This is a genomic window from Sagittula marina (genome assembly GCF_014196795.1).
Taxonomy (GTDB): domain Bacteria; phylum Pseudomonadota; class Alphaproteobacteria; order Rhodobacterales; family Rhodobacteraceae; genus Sagittula; species Sagittula marina.
Genome location: NZ_JACIEJ010000003.1, coordinates 43,696 through 59,685, shown reverse-complemented (window position 1 = coordinate 59,685; position 15,990 = coordinate 43,696). Strand labels below are relative to the sequence as shown.

The following is a 15,990-nucleotide window of genomic DNA, read 5'->3' as shown; positions in this document are numbered from 1 at the left end:
AACCGGGAAAGCCCTGCGGCGCTGACCTTGCTCCCGCTTTGGTGTCCGGTCCTGTGACACCCTCGAAATGCTCAACGCGCGGATATGCGACCAGGCGCGACGAGGGTGTTGGACTGGACTTCGCGCACAGGGCGCGGTTGAACAGGCCGCACGGTGTAAGTCACCGCCATGATCTCAGCGAATAGCGCTGCACCCAATCCTCGAACGATGTGCCAAAGCTGTCTGCGGGCGCGTGCTCCATGCCCGGCAATTCCGTCAGCAAGACATCAAGGCGCGCGCGGTCCTCAGCGTCAAGGCGGGCGTCACACCGCAGCCGTGCAAGCGCGGCTGGCAAACGTCTATGCGGCCGGGCCGTGCTGAAGTACAGGCAGAACGGGATCGCTTTTATCTGTGCCACCAGTGTCGCCAATTCCGGCAACAGCACCGTGTCGAAGCGCTCGGTGCCCGGCCCGTGGATCTCGGAGAGGGCCAAAACCGCGCGGCCCGTCGCCACCGCCTGCGTCGTCGAGTAGACGAAGCTGACCGACAGGGTCAGGACCACCATTCCCGACACGCCGATCAGCATGGACACCGCGCCCCAGGCCTGCGTCCCCGGTTGGTTGAGCCCACCACCGAGGGTGGACAACAGGTGCCCCGCATAGCTGACACGACCAAGGGTGCCCGCCGGTGTGCCCTCCGCGCCGGTGACCACCGCCTCCGGCGCGCCCGACAGGATCAGCGACCATGCAACACACATGAGCACGATCCATCCCGCGCCGATGCTGGCGGTGACCAGCGGGCCGCAGATGCGGTGGACGTAGGCACGGTCCGGCAGCAGCCTGATCAATCGAAAGGCGCCATGCGCGATGCGCGGCGCCAAAGGTCCGGCACTGCCCGCGCCCAGCGCGGACATCAGGATGTCCCACAGGACCACCGCCAACAACAGCGCGCCTACGGTCGCAAGGATCATGTCTGGTTCCCCCCTCTCTGTCTAACCCTTGGGAATGATGAGGCAAAAGCTGGAAAAGGAAAGGTTCATGCCCGCCGCAGCACCGCGCCACGTGGGCGCATTTGCCCGTTGTCGACACCGCTGGACAGCACCACTTCGCCGCCTTCGGGCACGGGGCGCGCTTGGTCGCAGAAATTGAAACCGGCGACAAAGCGCCCTGCCCCCGTCTCCATCTCCAGCCTCAGCACCCCGTCTGCTGTGTCATGGGCAAACCGCTCAGGGCGCGCCAGCTCAAGCGCGCGCCGCAGCTTCAGCACTTTGCGCTGAAACGCCAATGCGCTGTCGGGGTCGGCCTCTTGCGCTGCGATCGACGCGCCCGGTGCCCAGCGCATAGGCAGCCAGGGCGTGCCGTCGGTGAAGCCCCACGTGCCCGGCGCTTCGGTCCACGGGATTGGCACCCGAGCGCCGCTGCGACCCGGTCCGTCCGGCCAGAACGCAAGGTCATAGGGATCCTCGACGTCCTTGCGGTCCAGATGCGGTTGCGGCAGGCCCAGCTCCTGTCCTTGATACAGCATCAGGGCGCCGGGCAGAACACCGCCAAGCAGCGCCAGAAAGCGCGCGGCAGCCGCAGTTCCGTCCCCCAGCTGCGTGGGGCTGCGGGCCTGATCGTGGCTTTCGAACCACCACGGCAGCCGCCATGTCCCGTTGATGGCGCTCAGCAGCTCATCCCAGACCGCCAGCCCCGCACCGCATTTGACGGTGTCCGTCGTATAGCAAGCGTCGAGCCGCTCCGGCCCGGTGTACTCCAGCGCGATCTCGACCGAAGCAATGCCGAAGTTGTTTTCTCCCATCAGGAAGACATCCGGCCCCGCCCAGTCCCGGATCCTGGCCATATGGGCGGCGCCTTCTTGCGGCATCATGTCGTGGCGATGGAACTGGTGGGTGTAGGGATTGAAGGGCAGCCCTTCGATCCGGGATCTCTCGTCGGGTGGCGCGGCCGGGTTGTCGCGAAAGTCCGGATCGTGAAACCACGAGGTCACGGCATCAAAGCGAAATCCGTCGACGCCGCGCGCGGTCCAAAAGTCCATGATGGCGCGGATCTCTGCCTGAACATCCGGGTTGCGATGATCCAGAGCCGGTTGTTCGGAGGCATACTGGTGCAGATAATACTGCCGGCGTTTGTGGTTCCACGTCCACGCCGGGCCGCCGAAGTAGCTGATCCAGTTGGTCGGGGCCGTGCCGTCGGGCTTTGCATCGCGCCAGACGTAGCGGGCCGCCGCGGTATCATCCCCCTCCACGGCCGCCACGAACCACGGGTGATCGAGGCTCGTGTGTTTGAGAACCAGATCAACCATCACCCCAAGCCCAAGCGCATGTGCTTTCTCGACGATGTGGTCAAAATCCTCCAACGTGCCAAGCCGTGAATCCACGGCACAGTGATCGGTCACGTCGTAGCCGCCATCGGCCCGCGGGCTTGGGTAAAACGGCGCGATCCATATGGCGTCGACGCCCAGCGCGGCCACATGGTCCAACCCGTTGAGGATGCCGGCAAGATCCCCTTCGCCCGTCCCGGTGGTGTCCCGGAACGAGCGAGGGTAGATTTCGTAAATTGTCGGGCGGTCCAGCTTCGTCAGGGTGTCACGCACCGACGATCATCCCACCATTCACATGGATCGTCTGCCCTGTCACAAAGGAGCCGTCCCGCGAGGCGAGAAACACATAGGCCGGCCCCAGTTCGCGCGGTTGCCCCACACGCCCCATGGGCGCGGCCATGTTCTTGAGGATGTCTTCGTCAAAATCCTCGAAGACCGACTGGATGTCTGTGGCAACGGGTCCGGGGGCCACCTCGTTCACGCGAATACCGCGATCCATGTACTGCTTTGCCAGAGAGCGGGTAAAGGCGGTGATTGCCCCCTTCGTCGCGCTGTAGGGCACCAAGGCATCGTTGCCCACAAAGGCGTTGATGGAGGTGGTGTTCACGATGTTTGCGCCCTCGGTCATATGGCGCAGCGCAGCACGGGAGAGAAAGAACATCCCCGCCATGTTCACGTCGAAATGGGCGCGCCAGTCTTCATCGCTCACGTCTTCCAACGTCTTGTACGGCTTCTGAAAGCCAGCGTTGTTCACCAGAACGTCGATCCCGCCCCAGGCGTCGATGACCTTCTGAACCGCAGCATCACAGTCCGCGCTGCTGGCAGTGTCGCCCTGGATCACCAAGGCCTCTGCGCCTTCTGCTTCGATGCCCTTGCGGGTGTCCTCTGCCTTGTCCTCGGCGGCGTGGTAGATGAAGGCGACCTTCGCCCCTTCCCGGGCGAAGTGCAGCGACACGGCGCGTCCGATGCCGCTGTCCCCGCCAGAGATCAGGATGCGCTTGTCCTTCAGCTTTCCGGCGCCGACATAGCCGTCGTCGATGTATTCCGGGTCGGGCAGATGTGCTACTTTACCATCCGTCATGGGAGGTGTCCTTTCAATGTCTTTGTTCAGGTGTTGATGGCTGCAACGGCACCGCCGTCAGCGCGCCACGCAGAACCATTGGTGAAATTCGCCCGGTTGGAACACAGCAGCGCGGCCACCACGGCCACCTCGTCGGCCTGACCACGGCGTTTCAGCGTGAGGTAGGGGCGCTCCTCTTCGAGAAAACTCTCCACGGCCTCGTCGACAGAGACACCTTCTGCCTCTGCGCGCTTCTCCATCATCCCGTCTGTCATGGGGCTTTCGATAAAGGCAGGCATCACGGCATTCACCAACACGCCCTTGGGGCCGTAGGGCTGCGACAGCGCCTTGGTGTAGCTGAGCAGCGCGGCCTTCGAGGCGTTATAGACCGCCTCGTCCGGGTATGGCTGCACCGCGTTCTCCGAGACGGTGAACACCACGCGTCCCCAGCCCTTCTGCACCATGCCCGGCACGAAGACCTTCGTCATGCGCACGGCGGACATGAAGTTGACGTTCCAGCACTCGAACCACTCGTCATAGGACATCTCCAGCGGGTCGCCCTTCGCGCCGGTGATCCCGGCCATATGGACAAGGATATCGGCGCCACCAAGGGGCCCAACCCGCTGTTCCAGCGCAAGCACGTCAGCGTCCCTGGACAGATCGCCCGCCAGATGGCCGACCACCGCATCGCCAAGCTTGTTGACCGCCTCTCTCAAAGCCTCTTCCGAGGTGTCGGTCAGAAAGAGCTTCACCCCCTCCTCGGCCAGCACCTGTGCCGTCGCCGTCCCCAAACCGCCCGCAGCGCCAGTGACGACCGCCAGTTTTCCGTCGATATCCAGATTCACAGGAGTGTCCTTTCGTTTCATTCCAGTCCAAACGAGGTGAAGGGCAATGCGTTCCTTCGCCGAATGCGGGAATATTTGGCGAGGGAACCTTTGGCGGGCCGCCGCGCGTTGTTTTTTGCCGTCCGTTTCCGGACACCGCCCCACAGGACCCCTCCATGACCCAACGCCCCAGCACCGAAACCGAGCTGCGCGCTCATATCGCCAACACGCCCGTCAGCGGATCGCCTACAGAGATGCGCGCGGGTTTTGCCCGCCTGACCGGCCCCGCGCCCGAGGCCGCGTTCGAGGAGGTCACCCGAGGCGGGATCCCCTGCACGGCCATCGGCACGGGCCCGGAGCTGATCTGGTTTCACGGCGGCGGCTATGTCTTTGGCAGTCCAGGGACCCATGCCGCGCTGGCGCTTGGGTTGGCCCAGCGCGGTCTGCGCGTGGTCATGCCGGACTACCGACTGGCGCCGGAGCATCCCTGGCCCGCCATGCTGCACGACGCGCGCGCCGTGCTCGACGGATCGCCGGCGTGCTGCGTCGGCGGCGACAGTGCGGGCGGGCATCTGGCGCTGAACCTTGCGCTGGCCGGGTCAGACCGGATCAAGGGGCTGGCGCTGGTGTCCCCGAACACCGACCACAGCGGACTGTCGACCACGCGGGGCCGCGACGGCGACGCGATGAACGACGACGCCACCGACAAGGCGCTGTCGCGCATGGCCATGCCGGAGACCGCGCGACGGGGGCCGGAGGCGTCTCCCCTCCTGGCGCGGCTTGAAGGATTGCCGCCTGTGCACCTCGAAGCCGCCGGCGCAGAAATCCTGCTGGACGACACGCTGCTGCTGGCGCGCAAGGCGGCGCTGTCCAATGTGGACACCCGGCTGCACGTCACCCCCGGACTGTTCCATATGTTCCCGCTCTGGCCGGACGCTCTGCCCGAGGCCGCCAAGGCGCTCGACCGCGTCGCGCGCTTTGTCAGGGACCTGGGCTGAGCCGCGTCCTGTGCACGCGCAGAAAACATGCTGCGCTGCGCATAGATCCGTGGAACCAATCCGGGACGATCGGGGTTGCTCCTGTGATTTCAGCACAGGCCTACTCCATCTCCCATCGTTCCGGTCGCGTCGCGTTGCCTTGCTGCCATAGGCCAGCCCGCAACGCGCAGACCGCTCACAGGATTCCGACATGTTCGACAAGAACCCCGACCCGCGCGATCTGTCCATGGACATCGCGCAAGCGCGCCCTGACGAACTGGGGGCGCGATTTGACGGCGCGGGGACGAACTTTGCGCTGTTCTCCGACCACGCCGAGAAGGTGGAGCTTTGCCTTTTCGACGAGGCGGGCGAGGCAGAGCTGGCGCGTCTCGAACTGCCGCGCGCCGAGGGCGGCATCCACTACGGCTACCTCCCCGACGTGGGACCGGGTCAGGCCTACGGGTATCGCGTGCACGGGCCGCACCAGCCCGAAGAGGGCCATCGCTTCAATCCCGACAAACTGCTGCTTGACCCCTACGCCATGGCGATGCGCGGACACCTGAAATGGGACGATGCGCTGTATGGCTACCCTGTGGGCGGGTCCGATCTGGACCGGGACACGCGCGACAGTGCCCCCTTCATGCCAAAGGCCGTCGTCACCGATCCGGTGTTCGATTGGGAAGCCGATGCGCGGCCCATGGTCCCATGGCGCGACACGGTGATCTACGAGGCCCATGTGAAGGGGCTGACCATGCGCCACCCCGGCGTGGTGAAAGCCGACCGGGGCACCTTTGCCGCGCTGGCCGCCGAGCCCATCATCGAACATCTGCAAAAGATCGGGGTCACCACCATCGAGCTGTTGCCCATTCACGCCATGGTGCAGGACCGCCATCTGGTTGAAAACGACCTGCGCAACTACTGGGGCTACAACACGCTGGGCTTCTTTGCGCCCAACCGCACCTACATGGCGACCGAAGACGTGAGCGAGGTCCGCGCGGCGGTGAAGCGCTTTCACGCCGCCGGGATCGAGGTCATTCTGGACGTGGTCTACAACCACACCGCCGAGGGCAATGAACTGGGCGCAACCCTGTCCTTCCGCGGCATCGACAACGCCAGCTATTACCTGCTGTCCCCCGACAACAAGCGCCATGGCTTTGACACCACCGGCACCGGCAACACACTGAACCTCGCTCACCCGATGGTCTTGCGCATGGTGATGGACTCGCTGCGCTACTGGGTGGAGGTCGTGCATGTGGATGGCTTCCGCTTCGACCTTGCCTCCACCCTTGCCCGGGAACCAGACGGCTTCGAGCGCGAAGGCGCGTTCTTCAACGCCATCCGGCAGGACCCCGTGCTGAGCAAGGTCAAGCTGATCGCAGAGCCGTGGGACGTGGGCGACCGGGGCTATCAGGTCGGCGGCTTTCCCTGGCCCTTCCGCGAATGGAACGACAAGTTCCGCGACGATGTGCGCGGGTTCTGGCGGCGCGACCCCGCTCTGCTGCCCGGCCTCTCTGAACGGCTGATGGGCAGCCCGGTGCAGTTCAACCATTCCCACCGCCCGGCGACCAGCTCGATCAACTTCGTCGCGGCGCATGACGGCTACACCCTGTGGGACACCGTGTCCTATACCGAAAAGCACAACCTTGCGAATGGCGAGGACAACCGCGACGGCCATGACAACAACCTCTCTGACAACATGGGGACCGAAGGCCCGACGCAGGACGAGAGCATCCTCATCGCCCGCGCCCACCGGGTCAAAGCCATGCTGGCCACGCTGATGCTGTCGCACGGCGTGCCGATGCTGCTGGCAGGCGACGAGATGGGGCAGACGCAGGACGGCAACAACAACGCCTACTGTCAGGACAATGAAACCACGTGGATCGACTGGGACGCAGCGCGCCCCGATCTGATCGAAACCGTGGCGAGTTTGTCGAAGCTCCGCCGGGAGTGGCGCGGACATACCTCTCCCTTCGGGTTCTGGCCACGACCGGAGGCGACAGAATCCACGTGGTATCACCCCGAAGGCCGCGAAATGACTGACGGCGACTGGCAGGACGGCGGGCTTTTTGCCACGGCGTTGCGCCACCGTCAGGACGACACCCGCGATCTGCTGCTGCTGATCAACGCGGGCGATGCCTGCCGGTTCACCCTGCCAAAGGGCACCTGGCAGAAGCGTCTGGACACCGCCTGTGATCCCGTCGCCTGCGACGAAGAAGTCGGAACGGAGATCGAGCTGACCGCGCAATCCGTCGTGGTCCTTGCCGCGGCCGAGGGCAAACCCGCATGACGGCGCCGCTATGGGGCGCAGTGCCTTTGCAGGCTGATGAATGGCGGTTCGGTCTCTGGGCGCCTTCGGCCGCAGACGTCGCGCTTCGCCTTGATGGCACCTTGCATCCGATGACACGCGGCCCGGATGGCGCGTGGCAGGTCAGCTGCCCGGCCCGCGCGAACCTGCCCTATATGTTTCGCGTCGATGGCACGGACTACCCGGACCCCGCGTCGCGGTTGCAGGTGGACGGTCCCGAAGGGCCGTCGCTCACCGTCGACCCCAGCCAATTCGACTGGGGATCGCATTGGCAGGGGCGCCCGTTCGAAGAGGCGGTGATCTTCGAGCTGCACATCGGCACGTTTACCACCGAAGGCACATTCGAGGCCGCGACACACCGCCTGGCGGATCTTGCGGCCATGGGCGTCACCGTCATTGAACTGATGCCGGTGTCGCAGTTCAGCGGCGCGCGCGGGTGGGGCTACGACGGGGTTCTGATCCGCGCGCCTCAGCCGGACTATGGCTCCCCCGATGCGATGCGCACCTTCGTGCGCACCGCACAAGAGCTGGGCATGGCCGTGCTGCTCGATCTGGTGATGAACCACTTCGGACCTTTCGGCAATCTGCTGCCGGCCTACGTGCCGGAGATGTTCTCGGACCGGGCGACGCCCTGGGGCGCGGCGATCGACTTTGCCCGCCCGCAGGTGCAGGCCTTCTTTCACGAGGCGGCGATGGGGTGGCTGCACGACTACCGGCTCGACGGCTTCCGCTTCGATGCGGTCCACCAGATCCGCGACGGCCGCGACCAGAAGGTCATGCGCGACCTCGCCCGCGATCTGCGCGCCAGCGCGCCCGACCGCCCGCTGCATCTGATCTGCGAGGATGAGCGCAACCTGCCGTCTTTGCGTGAAAACGGCTATGACGCCGAATGGAACGACGACTGGCACAATGCGCTGCACGTGGCGCTGACCGGCGAGCATCAGGGCTATTACAGCCGCTTCGCCAATGCGCCGTTCGATCATCTGGCGCGGGCCATGGCACGCGGCCAGGTGGACGAAGGACAGCCCTCCCCCGAGGAACCGCGCGGCGCGCCATCGGCGCATCTGCCTTGGACCGCCTTCATCAACTCCAACCTCACCCATGACCAGGTGGGCAACCGCGCGCACGGAGAACGCCTGATTTCGCTGGTCGGAGAGACACCCGCCCGCGTCATCCATGCCGCCCTGCTGCTGATGCCCTTTGTGCCGATGCTCTTCATGGGCGAGGAGGAAGGCAGCACCGCGCCTTTCCATTTCTTTTGCGATCCGCCGGATGACGACAGCTGCGAGGCCGTGCGCAAGGGACGTCGGGCAGAGCTGGCCGGGATCGGTTACGAGGTGGACGGGATGCTCGACCCTTGCGGCGAAGCAGCCTTCGACGTCTCACGCCCATATCCCGCAGAGGACGCGGACCGCGCAGCCGCATGGCGCGACCTGACCCGCCGGCTGATCGACCTGCGCATGGCGCACATCGTGCCGCTGCTTCGGTCCGGCAAGATCGGCGACGGCACCGTGTCGCGCCCCACCGCGCGCAGCTTTGACGCCGCTTGGCGTTTCGAGGGCGGAACACTGCGGGTGTGCCTCGCGCTTGGCACCCCTCTGGGCGCTGTCGAGGGCACGCCGATCTTCACCATGGGCGACCTCGCCCGCGATGCCTTTGCCCTTCATGTCGAGATCACATCATGACCCATCCCGTCGCCACCTATCGCCTGCAACTGCGCCAGGGCATGGATTTCGACCGTGCCGTGACCGTGCTGCCGCATATCGCCGGGCTGGGGGTGAGCCACCTCTACCTGTCCCCGATCTTCACCGCGACCACGGGATCGACCCACGGCTATGACGTGGCCAACCCGGCGGAAATCGACCCCGCCTTGGGCGGGCGCGCGGGCTTTGAACGGCTGGCCCGCGCGGCGCAGGGTCATGGGCTCGACATCATCCTGGACCTCGTGCCCAACCACACGGTTCTGAGCGTCGAAAACCCATGGCTGCACGACGCGCTGATGCACGGCGCGGACAGCGCCTATGCCCAGCATTTCGATGTGGACTGGCAAACCGGACTGATCCTGCCGATCCTGCCCGACCCGCTGGACGACATGCTGGCGCGCGATGCCTTTCGCGTCGAAGACCAGCGACTGACATGGGAGGGCGGTTGGCTGCCGCTGGCCCCGGGCAGCGCATCAGACGACATCTCGGACGTGTTCCGCCAGCAGCACTGGCACCTGCGCCATTGGCAGACGGAGCGCAAACGCCTCACCCATCGCCGTTTCTTCAACATCACCGACCTGATCGGAATGCGGGTGGAACTGCCGCATGTGTTCGACGACATGACCGCCCTGCCGCTAGATCTGCTCCGCGCGGGACTGGCGCAAGGCTTGCGGATCGACCACATCGACGGGCTGGCCGATCCAGAGGCATACGTGCTCAGGCTGCGCGAGGTCGTGGGCCCGAACGTGCCGATCTGGGTGGAAAAGATCCTGACCGGCCCGGAGGATCTGCCCGACTGGCCGATCACCGGAACAACCGGTTACGAGGCCAGCGACCGCATCACCCGCCTGTTGATGGATGCGGACGGCATGCAGCGCATCGATGCCATCTGGCGCACCGCCACCGGGGCCGTTGGCGATTACGAGGACGCCTGTCAAACCGCGCGCCACGAGATCCTGTCCGGCGATCTGGGCGCGGAACTGCGCGAACTGGTGACCCTCGCGCAGGCGGCAATGGCAGAGGAAGGGCGCCATGTCGTACCAGATGCCCTGCGGGAGGCTTTGCGCGCCCTGCTCGTGGCCTTCCCCCGGTATCGCAGCTACATCGCGGACGACGGTCCCGATTACATGGACCGCGCCCTGATGGAGGCCAGCCATCAGGCGGCAACGGCCGGGCTGCGGGACACAGAAACGCTCGACGCGCTGCGCGATATGCTGATGCGCGCCAGCACCCCGGCGGCGCAGGATCTGGTCCGACGCTTCCAACAGGTGACCGGTGCCGTGGTCGCCAAGGCGCAGGAAGACACGGCCTTCTACCGCCACACCCGCTGTCTGGCGGAGGCAGAGGTCGGCTCTGAACCCGATGCCCCGATGGTGACGCCCGATCAGTTCGAGGACTGGTGCACCACCCGTCTGGCGCGCTGGCCCGAGGCGATGACGCTTGGCTCCAGCCATGACACCAAGCGCGCCGAAGACGCACGCGCCCGGCTGATCGCCATAACGCACTGCCCGGAAGCGATGCGGACCCTCTGGGACAGGTCACTGCACATCGACGGCGCAGATCAGGTGCCCGCCGGCCTGCGGTGGTACGCCGTGCAATCGGCGCTGGCGCTGTGGCAGCCCGCGCGTGACGACCTCGAAGACAGGCTCGCCGCGCATATGGAAAAGGCCATGCGCGAGGCCAAGCAGGTCACCACATGGCAGGCGCCGGATGCTGAGGCCGAAGGGGCCGCCCAGCGGTTTGCCTGCGCTGTACTGGCGCAATGGCGGACGGCCCCTGAAACGGAGCTGCTGGATATCGTGGCGCGCGCCGAAACCATCTCGCTGACGCAACTTGCCCTGCGGTGTCTGATGCCCGGCGTGCCCGACGTCTACCAGGGAACGGAGTTCGGCAGTTTCCATCTGACCGACCCGGACAATCGCGCGCCGCTGGACCTGTCGCAAAGCCCCTCTGACTTTGGCACGCGAAAGACGCAGTTGCTGCGCGACCTGCTGGCGGTGCGCCGGACCTGCCCCGAGGTGATGGCGCGCGGGACCGTCGAGCTTCAGGTCACCGACGGTCTGACCCGTCTCACGCGGCGGCTGGGCGCGACCACCGCCACGCTGACCTTCTGCCGTAACGGCACGTGCCCGCCACAGGTGACCCGGACCGCCGGCGCAGCCAAAGCGGAAAAACAGGTCCATACCGCCTGATCTGCCGGCCACCGGCCCCGAATTAGCCTGAATCGCTCACCACTTGGGGTTGTCCTGCAACAGAAGGAATATAATCCAGCCTCGATCACGAAAGCGTTTCATTCACAATCGCAGCCCGTCTACGATGCTCCGAAACGGCCATCAGAGCCGACGCGGAACATGACGAGGCAGGCATGAAACACAAGGTTCGCAAGACCGCAGGGGCAGTGTGCTTTGGCCTTGTGCTGTCCGGATGCATGGACGCTTCGGTCGGGCGTGGCGCGTTTTCACCCTCTGGCACGGCCTTCTCCAGGAACAGCGCGTCCCCACGCCTCTTGGCCAATGACAATTGGTGGAAGACGATGCGCGACCCGCAGCTTGACCGGCTGATCGAGGTGGCGACACTGCAAAACCTCTCCCTGTTGCAAGCCGTCCAGCGCATTCGCAGCGCGCAGGCGGTGCTGGATGGCGCGCGCATCCAATCGGTCTTTGGCAGTTCCATCGACGCGGGCTACCGGGGCAGCGAGAACACCGGACCGACGGAAACAGGCACGGCCGAGCTTAGCCTCAACTGGATGTTCGATCCATGGGGCGAGCGCGCGGCGCGGGAACGCAACGCGTCGGCCACTGTCGCCGTGCGACGGGCCGAGGGCGATGCCGCCCAATTGGCAATGCTGCTCGGCATGTCCACGGCCTACATCGACTATCGCTACAGGCAGGCTGTGCTCGACATCCTGCAACGTCAGGAACGCACCGCGCGCCAAACCTTATCCAACGCCCAACGCCTTGCCGAAGTCCAAAGCGCCACGCGGGTCGACGTGCTGCGCGCCCGCGCAGCACTCAGCCAGGCGCGCACCGACATGCCCGGCACCCAGGCCGCGATCGAGACGCGCCGCAACGAGATCGCGGTGCTGCTCGGGCGCTCGCCCCTGCCGCCGCTCAAGCTGGCCGACGGAGGCCAACCCAAAGCCCGCCTGCCCGACAATATCGGCGTGCCCACGGATCTGCTGCGCAACCGCCCCGACGTGCAGGCCGCCGAGTGGCGGTATCGCGCGGCGTTGGCGCAGATGGATGTGGACCGCGCCGCACGTTACCCAAAGCTGTCCCTGTCCGGCGTGTTGAACTGGTCGCTGTTTGCCTCCAACACAGATCGTCTTGGCTATTTCCTTGGTCCGAACATCACGTTCCCGGACCTTCCGTCGACCGCGCGCGCCTCTATCACGCGCTCCCATGCAGAGGCGGAAATTGCCTGGCTCGACTGGAAGTCCAGCGTTCTGGATGCCATTCTCGAGGTTGAAAATGCCCTTGCCCGGCACCGGGCCGCTGCGCAGACCTGCGCCCGCGCGCAGGAAACCGTGCGCCTGAACCGCGAAGTGCTGGAGCTGACACGACAGCTATACGCCAGCGAAGAGGTCACGATCTCCGAGGTTCTGGACGCAGAGGATGCGCTGACGACCTCCGAGCTGTCTCTGGCCGCCGCCGTACGCGACATGACGCAAACCTATGTCGAGGTGAACGTGAACCTTGGCGCGGGGCACGCGCCTCAATCCGTGGCCGCAACGCAGTAAGTGGTGCGGTCCGCGCGCCCGCCGACAGATCGCAATTTTATAAATGCAGTCTCGACGGTCAGGCGCAGAGGACTTTGTGTCCCTGCTGCGGGCCGGGGCGCCGCCGGACGAAACCGCCCGCGCGCCGCCAAGACCAGGCACAGGCCTCCCCGCGGGCCGAAACCAGCACCGCGAGGTTCAGCGCATACGTCAGCCGATGACGCGAATATCGATGCGCGATTTCAGGTCCAGACCGTCGATGCAGAAATCACCCTCCGCCTCCGCCTCGCAGGTTTGCGCGCCGTTGATCAGAATTTGACCAAGGTTGTCACAGGCAAGCTGGGGCACGACAAATTGGCGCACGCGGGTCCGCTTTGACGGCAGCGCGCCAAAATCGAACAGCGTCATTCTCTCCACAGCGCCCTCCGCGTCGAACAGCACCGCCTCGAACACCGCAGAGGACAGATCCACCTCATGCCCGTTCAGCACGACAAAGCTCATCCGGCACCCTGTCTCCTGGGGTTCGACCGAGTTCAACTCGATGCTCAGCCTGTCAGAGGCATCCTCTTGTGCCATCACCGGCAAGGCGGTCAGTGCCGCCAGCGACAAGGCAGTCAGTGCCGCCCGCGGCAAGGCAGTCAGGACAGAAAAGGCGCGCGAAGCCATGGCAGTCTCCATTCGTTCCATGCGGAAGGCGCGTCAGTCCCACGTCCCTTCCTTCTTGCAATGTATCAAACACGGACACCGGGCCATGGCAATTCCCAAGACGCCGGGCGCGATGCGGGATAAGCTGCAAAGCGACGCGGTGCAGCCGAAAATCACGCAGCCCGATGGAAGCCGCGCCAAGACCGTTCGCCAGTCGAATGCCCCTGCAAAATCTGGACACCATGGCCGGAACGTTTCAAGCTAGTTCCAACGCACCACACTTTGGAAGTGATCCCCAAAGGCTTGACCGCGACCGCGCAAAACCATGGAGAGCAGGATGGACGACACCACACCAGGGCAGGATGCAAAAACCGCGAAAGCCAGCGCCAACGCGCCCCGATCAAGCGATACCATACGGCATCCCCTCATGGACGTCGCGGCGCGCCTGAGCCGTGAGGCCCCGTTCGAAACCGTGTTCGAAAGCCCCGAAGTCTCCATCGAACTCTACGCTCCCGTAGGGGCTGACATGCAAAAGCCTCACGACCGGGACGAGCTCTACATCATTGCCAGCGGTGAAGGCACCTTCTCGCGCGGCGACGAACTGGTCCCGTTCGCTCAAGGCGATCTGCTTTTTGTTCCCGCTCACGTGCCACACCGCTTCGAAACCTTTTCCGATGATTTTCGCACGTGGGTGATTTTCTACGGCGACAAGCGCGGGAAATAGCCTGCCATGACCGTTCGACGCATCGTCGCAAACATCGACGTGGCATCGGTCGCCGGCGTTCAAAAATTCTATACCGACCTCTTTGGGCTGGACGTCATCATGGATCACGGATGGATCGTGACATTGGCATCCGGCCAGACGGCACCCGTCCAGATCAGCATAGCGACGGAGGGTGGGTCAGGAACGCCCGTACCGGATTTTTCGATTGAGGTCGATGACGTCGACGCGGCATTCGCGCGCGCGAACGCGCAATCCTCGCGCCACTCATCCTCTTCGCTGCCTGCCTGCACGGTTACCTCCTGGGGCATACGGTCCAAACTGTCCCCAACCAGCGCCATGGAAATCTGCTGTCCATCTGGGCTGCCAAAGGGACAGCCCAGCATGGTCTCACAAGTGACGAGCGACACCGAGGGCCCGATGGGCTCAGTATGTTGGCGCGGCACTTCCCTGATAACACGCCACCGCCAAGGCACACCCAATCGCGATGGCATCTCGCCCTTTGTCACCGTGCCGACTGGCAAGCCCGCTTTCGCTGGAGGGGTGCCGGCGATTATTGCTCTCACCGTGTCAAATCCAAGGCCCTGCGCCGGCGTAAGCTCAGGCCTCCGGGCGCACCGGGCTTGAACAACATCGCCTGCGCGGCCGCCTTTGATCTGATGCCCCAAAGCCCCAGGCAGCCGTCGGATGACATCAGCCCCGCCCGAACCTGAACACACCCTCACCGCGACCGGCACAGGGTGCCCGGCGTCCCTTGTGCCCAACCGTCATCCTTGCCCTGCCCACGCAGCCAGATTGTCAAATTAATCTTGAAAGAGATGCCCGCTCCTCGTAGCTTTCCTTGGCAATGGCCAAGCGACATATTCGGCTCAAATCGTAACCGGAGACTCTGATGTCTGCTACATACTACGCCCCGCACGGCGGGCTGCCTGGCCAGGACCAGCTGCTGTCCGACCGCGCGATCTTTACCGATGCCTATGCCGTCATTCCGCGCGGCACGATGCGCGACATCGTCACCAGCTTTCTGCCTGGCTGGACAGACACGCGGCTGTGGGTGCTTGCCCGCCCGATGACCGGATTTGCCGAAACCTTCAGCCAGTACATCATGGAAGTGCAGCCGGGCGGCGGCTCTGACACGCCCGAGGAAGAGGCCGGCGCGCAGGGTGTGCTCTTCGTCGTCGAGGGTGAGGCCACGCTTGACGTGAACGGCGAGACGCATGTTTTGACGCCGGGCGGCTATGCCTACCTGCCACCCTCTGCGGACTGGGCGCTGCACAACCGTGGGACCGAGGTTCTGCGCTTTCACTGGGTGCGCAAGATCTGGCAACCGGCGCCGGGGATCGACGAACCCGAAGTCCTGATCCTGAATGAACAGGACATTGCGCCGACGGCCATGCCTGACACCAACGGCGCCTGGGCCACGACCCGCTTCGTCGACCCCAACGACCTGCGCCACGACATGCACGTCACGGTCGTGACCTTCGAGCCGGGCGGCGTCATCCCCTTCCTTGAAACCCATGTCATGGAGCACGGCCTGTACGTGCTCGAAGGCAAAGCCGCCTACCGGCTCAACAACGACTGGGTCGAGGTCGAGGCAGGCGATTTCATGTGGCTGCGCGCCTTCTGCCCGCAGGCCTGCTATGCCGGGGGGCCGGGGCGGTTCCGCTACCTGCTCTACAAGGACGTGAACCGCCACATGCCACTGCGCCTCGGCGCACAGCCGCAGACGCGGTGAC

General features: G+C 65.0%; 13 protein-coding genes. 7 read left to right on the top strand and 6 right to left on the bottom strand.

Going from position 1 to position 15,990, the window contains the following annotated elements; genetic code table 11:
* Nucleotides 1-160: 160 nt before the first annotated feature.
* The 4 genes from GGQ68_RS06490 to GGQ68_RS06475 all read right to left on the bottom strand — a co-directional run bounded on the left by GGQ68_RS06490 (nucleotide 161) and on the right by GGQ68_RS06475 (nucleotide 4,206).
* The gene (locus GGQ68_RS06490) at nucleotides 161-949 is read right to left on the bottom strand and encodes a hypothetical protein (protein ID WP_183964206.1); all 789 of its coding nucleotides are present in this window, start codon (nucleotides 947-949) and stop codon (nucleotides 161-163) included.
* A 65-nt stretch (nucleotides 950-1,014) separates the two neighbouring features.
* The gene (locus GGQ68_RS06485) at nucleotides 1,015-2,574 is read right to left on the bottom strand and encodes an alpha-amylase family glycosyl hydrolase (RefSeq protein ID WP_183964204.1); all 1,560 of its coding nucleotides are present in this window, start codon (nucleotides 2,572-2,574) and stop codon (nucleotides 1,015-1,017) included.
* Complete coding sequence (locus GGQ68_RS06480; RefSeq protein ID WP_183964202.1) at nucleotides 2,567-3,382, bottom strand: SDR family oxidoreductase; 816 nt, start codon at nucleotides 3,380-3,382, stop codon at nucleotides 2,567-2,569. The genes GGQ68_RS06485 and GGQ68_RS06480 overlap by 8 nt, the downstream gene beginning before the upstream one ends.
* A 26-nt stretch (nucleotides 3,383-3,408) precedes the next feature.
* On the bottom strand, nucleotides 3,409-4,206 hold the full coding sequence (locus tag GGQ68_RS06475) for an SDR family oxidoreductase (RefSeq protein WP_183964200.1): 798 nt from the start codon (nucleotides 4,204-4,206) through the stop codon (nucleotides 3,409-3,411).
* A gap of 155 nt (nucleotides 4,207-4,361) precedes the next feature.
* Between GGQ68_RS06475 and GGQ68_RS06470 the strand changes: the two genes are divergently transcribed.
* The 5 genes from GGQ68_RS06470 (at nucleotide 4,362) to GGQ68_RS06450 (ending at nucleotide 12,909) form a co-directional block, all read left to right on the top strand.
* Nucleotides 4,362-5,183 carry an alpha/beta hydrolase gene (locus tag GGQ68_RS06470; protein ID WP_183964198.1) on the top strand — a complete coding sequence of 274 codons (822 nt, stop codon included), beginning with the start codon at nucleotides 4,362-4,364 and terminating at the stop codon, nucleotides 5,181-5,183.
* 190 nt (nucleotides 5,184-5,373) lie between these two features.
* Nucleotides 5,374-7,449 (top strand): glycogen debranching protein GlgX, encoded by a 2,076-nt coding sequence (gene glgX / locus GGQ68_RS06465; protein ID WP_183964196.1) that lies wholly within the window; start codon nucleotides 5,374-5,376, stop codon nucleotides 7,447-7,449.
* Nucleotides 7,446-9,152: a malto-oligosyltrehalose trehalohydrolase gene (treZ, locus tag GGQ68_RS06460; RefSeq protein WP_183964194.1), complete on the top strand. Its 1,707-nt coding sequence runs from the start codon at nucleotides 7,446-7,448 to the stop codon at nucleotides 9,150-9,152. The genes glgX and treZ overlap by 4 nt, the downstream gene beginning before the upstream one ends.
* The gene (gene treY, locus GGQ68_RS06455; RefSeq protein ID WP_183964192.1) at nucleotides 9,149-11,362 is read left to right on the top strand and encodes a malto-oligosyltrehalose synthase; all 2,214 of its coding nucleotides are present in this window, start codon (nucleotides 9,149-9,151) and stop codon (nucleotides 11,360-11,362) included. The genes treZ and treY overlap by 4 nt, the downstream gene beginning before the upstream one ends.
* Nucleotides 11,363-11,535: 173 nt before the next feature.
* Nucleotides 11,536-12,909, top strand: coding sequence for an efflux transporter outer membrane subunit (locus GGQ68_RS06450; RefSeq protein ID WP_183964190.1), 1,374 nt, complete (start codon nucleotides 11,536-11,538; stop codon nucleotides 12,907-12,909).
* Nucleotides 12,910-13,098: 189 nt separating this feature from the next.
* Here the strand turns inward: GGQ68_RS06450 and GGQ68_RS06445 are convergent, their stop codons facing one another.
* Nucleotides 13,099-13,554, bottom strand: coding sequence for a hypothetical protein (locus GGQ68_RS06445; RefSeq protein WP_246429288.1), 456 nt, complete (start codon nucleotides 13,552-13,554; stop codon nucleotides 13,099-13,101).
* Between the two features lie 316 nt (nucleotides 13,555-13,870).
* Here GGQ68_RS06445 and GGQ68_RS06440 point away from each other — a divergent pair, with 316 nt between their 5' ends.
* Nucleotides 13,871-14,257, top strand: a complete 387-nt coding sequence (locus GGQ68_RS06440; protein ID WP_221235537.1) for a cupin domain-containing protein — start codon at nucleotides 13,871-13,873, stop codon at nucleotides 14,255-14,257.
* A gap of 104 nt (nucleotides 14,258-14,361) precedes the next feature.
* Here the strand turns inward: GGQ68_RS06440 and GGQ68_RS06435 are convergent, their stop codons facing one another.
* Nucleotides 14,362-14,595, bottom strand: a complete 234-nt coding sequence (locus GGQ68_RS06435; protein ID WP_183964188.1) for a hypothetical protein — start codon at nucleotides 14,593-14,595, stop codon at nucleotides 14,362-14,364.
* A gap of 551 nt (nucleotides 14,596-15,146) precedes the next feature.
* Here GGQ68_RS06435 and GGQ68_RS06430 point away from each other — a divergent pair.
* Nucleotides 15,147-15,989 carry a bifunctional allantoicase/(S)-ureidoglycine aminohydrolase gene (locus GGQ68_RS06430; RefSeq protein ID WP_183964186.1) on the top strand — a complete coding sequence of 281 codons (843 nt, stop codon included), beginning with the start codon at nucleotides 15,147-15,149 and terminating at the stop codon, nucleotides 15,987-15,989.
* The last annotated feature ends 1 nt before the right edge of the window (nucleotide 15,990 follow it).

Coding starts and splice junctions, on each gene's coding strand:
- glgX (WP_183964196.1), top strand. CDS start 5,374: ATGTTCGACAAGAACCCCGACCCGCGCGATCTGTCCATGGACATCGCG.
- GGQ68_RS06430 (WP_183964186.1), top strand. CDS start 15,147: ATGTCTGCTACATACTACGCCCCGCACGGCGGGCTGCCTGGCCAGGAC.
- GGQ68_RS06490 (WP_183964206.1), bottom strand. CDS start 949: ATGATCCTTGCGACCGTAGGCGCGCTGTTGTTGGCGGTGGTCCTGTGG.
- GGQ68_RS06480 (WP_183964202.1), bottom strand. CDS start 3,382: ATGACGGATGGTAAAGTAGCACATCTGCCCGACCCGGAATACATCGAC.
- GGQ68_RS06435 (WP_183964188.1), bottom strand. CDS start 14,595: ATGGCGCTGGTTGGGGACAGTTTGGACCGTATGCCCCAGGAGGTAACC.
- GGQ68_RS06445 (WP_246429288.1), bottom strand. CDS start 13,554: ATGGCTTCGCGCGCCTTTTCTGTCCTGACTGCCTTGCCGCGGGCGGCA.
- GGQ68_RS06440 (WP_221235537.1), top strand. CDS start 13,871: ATGGACGACACCACACCAGGGCAGGATGCAAAAACCGCGAAAGCCAGC.
- treY (WP_183964192.1), top strand. CDS start 9,149: ATGACCCATCCCGTCGCCACCTATCGCCTGCAACTGCGCCAGGGCATG.
- treZ (WP_183964194.1), top strand. CDS start 7,446: ATGACGGCGCCGCTATGGGGCGCAGTGCCTTTGCAGGCTGATGAATGG.
- GGQ68_RS06450 (WP_183964190.1), top strand. CDS start 11,536: ATGAAACACAAGGTTCGCAAGACCGCAGGGGCAGTGTGCTTTGGCCTT.
- GGQ68_RS06470 (WP_183964198.1), top strand. CDS start 4,362: ATGACCCAACGCCCCAGCACCGAAACCGAGCTGCGCGCTCATATCGCC.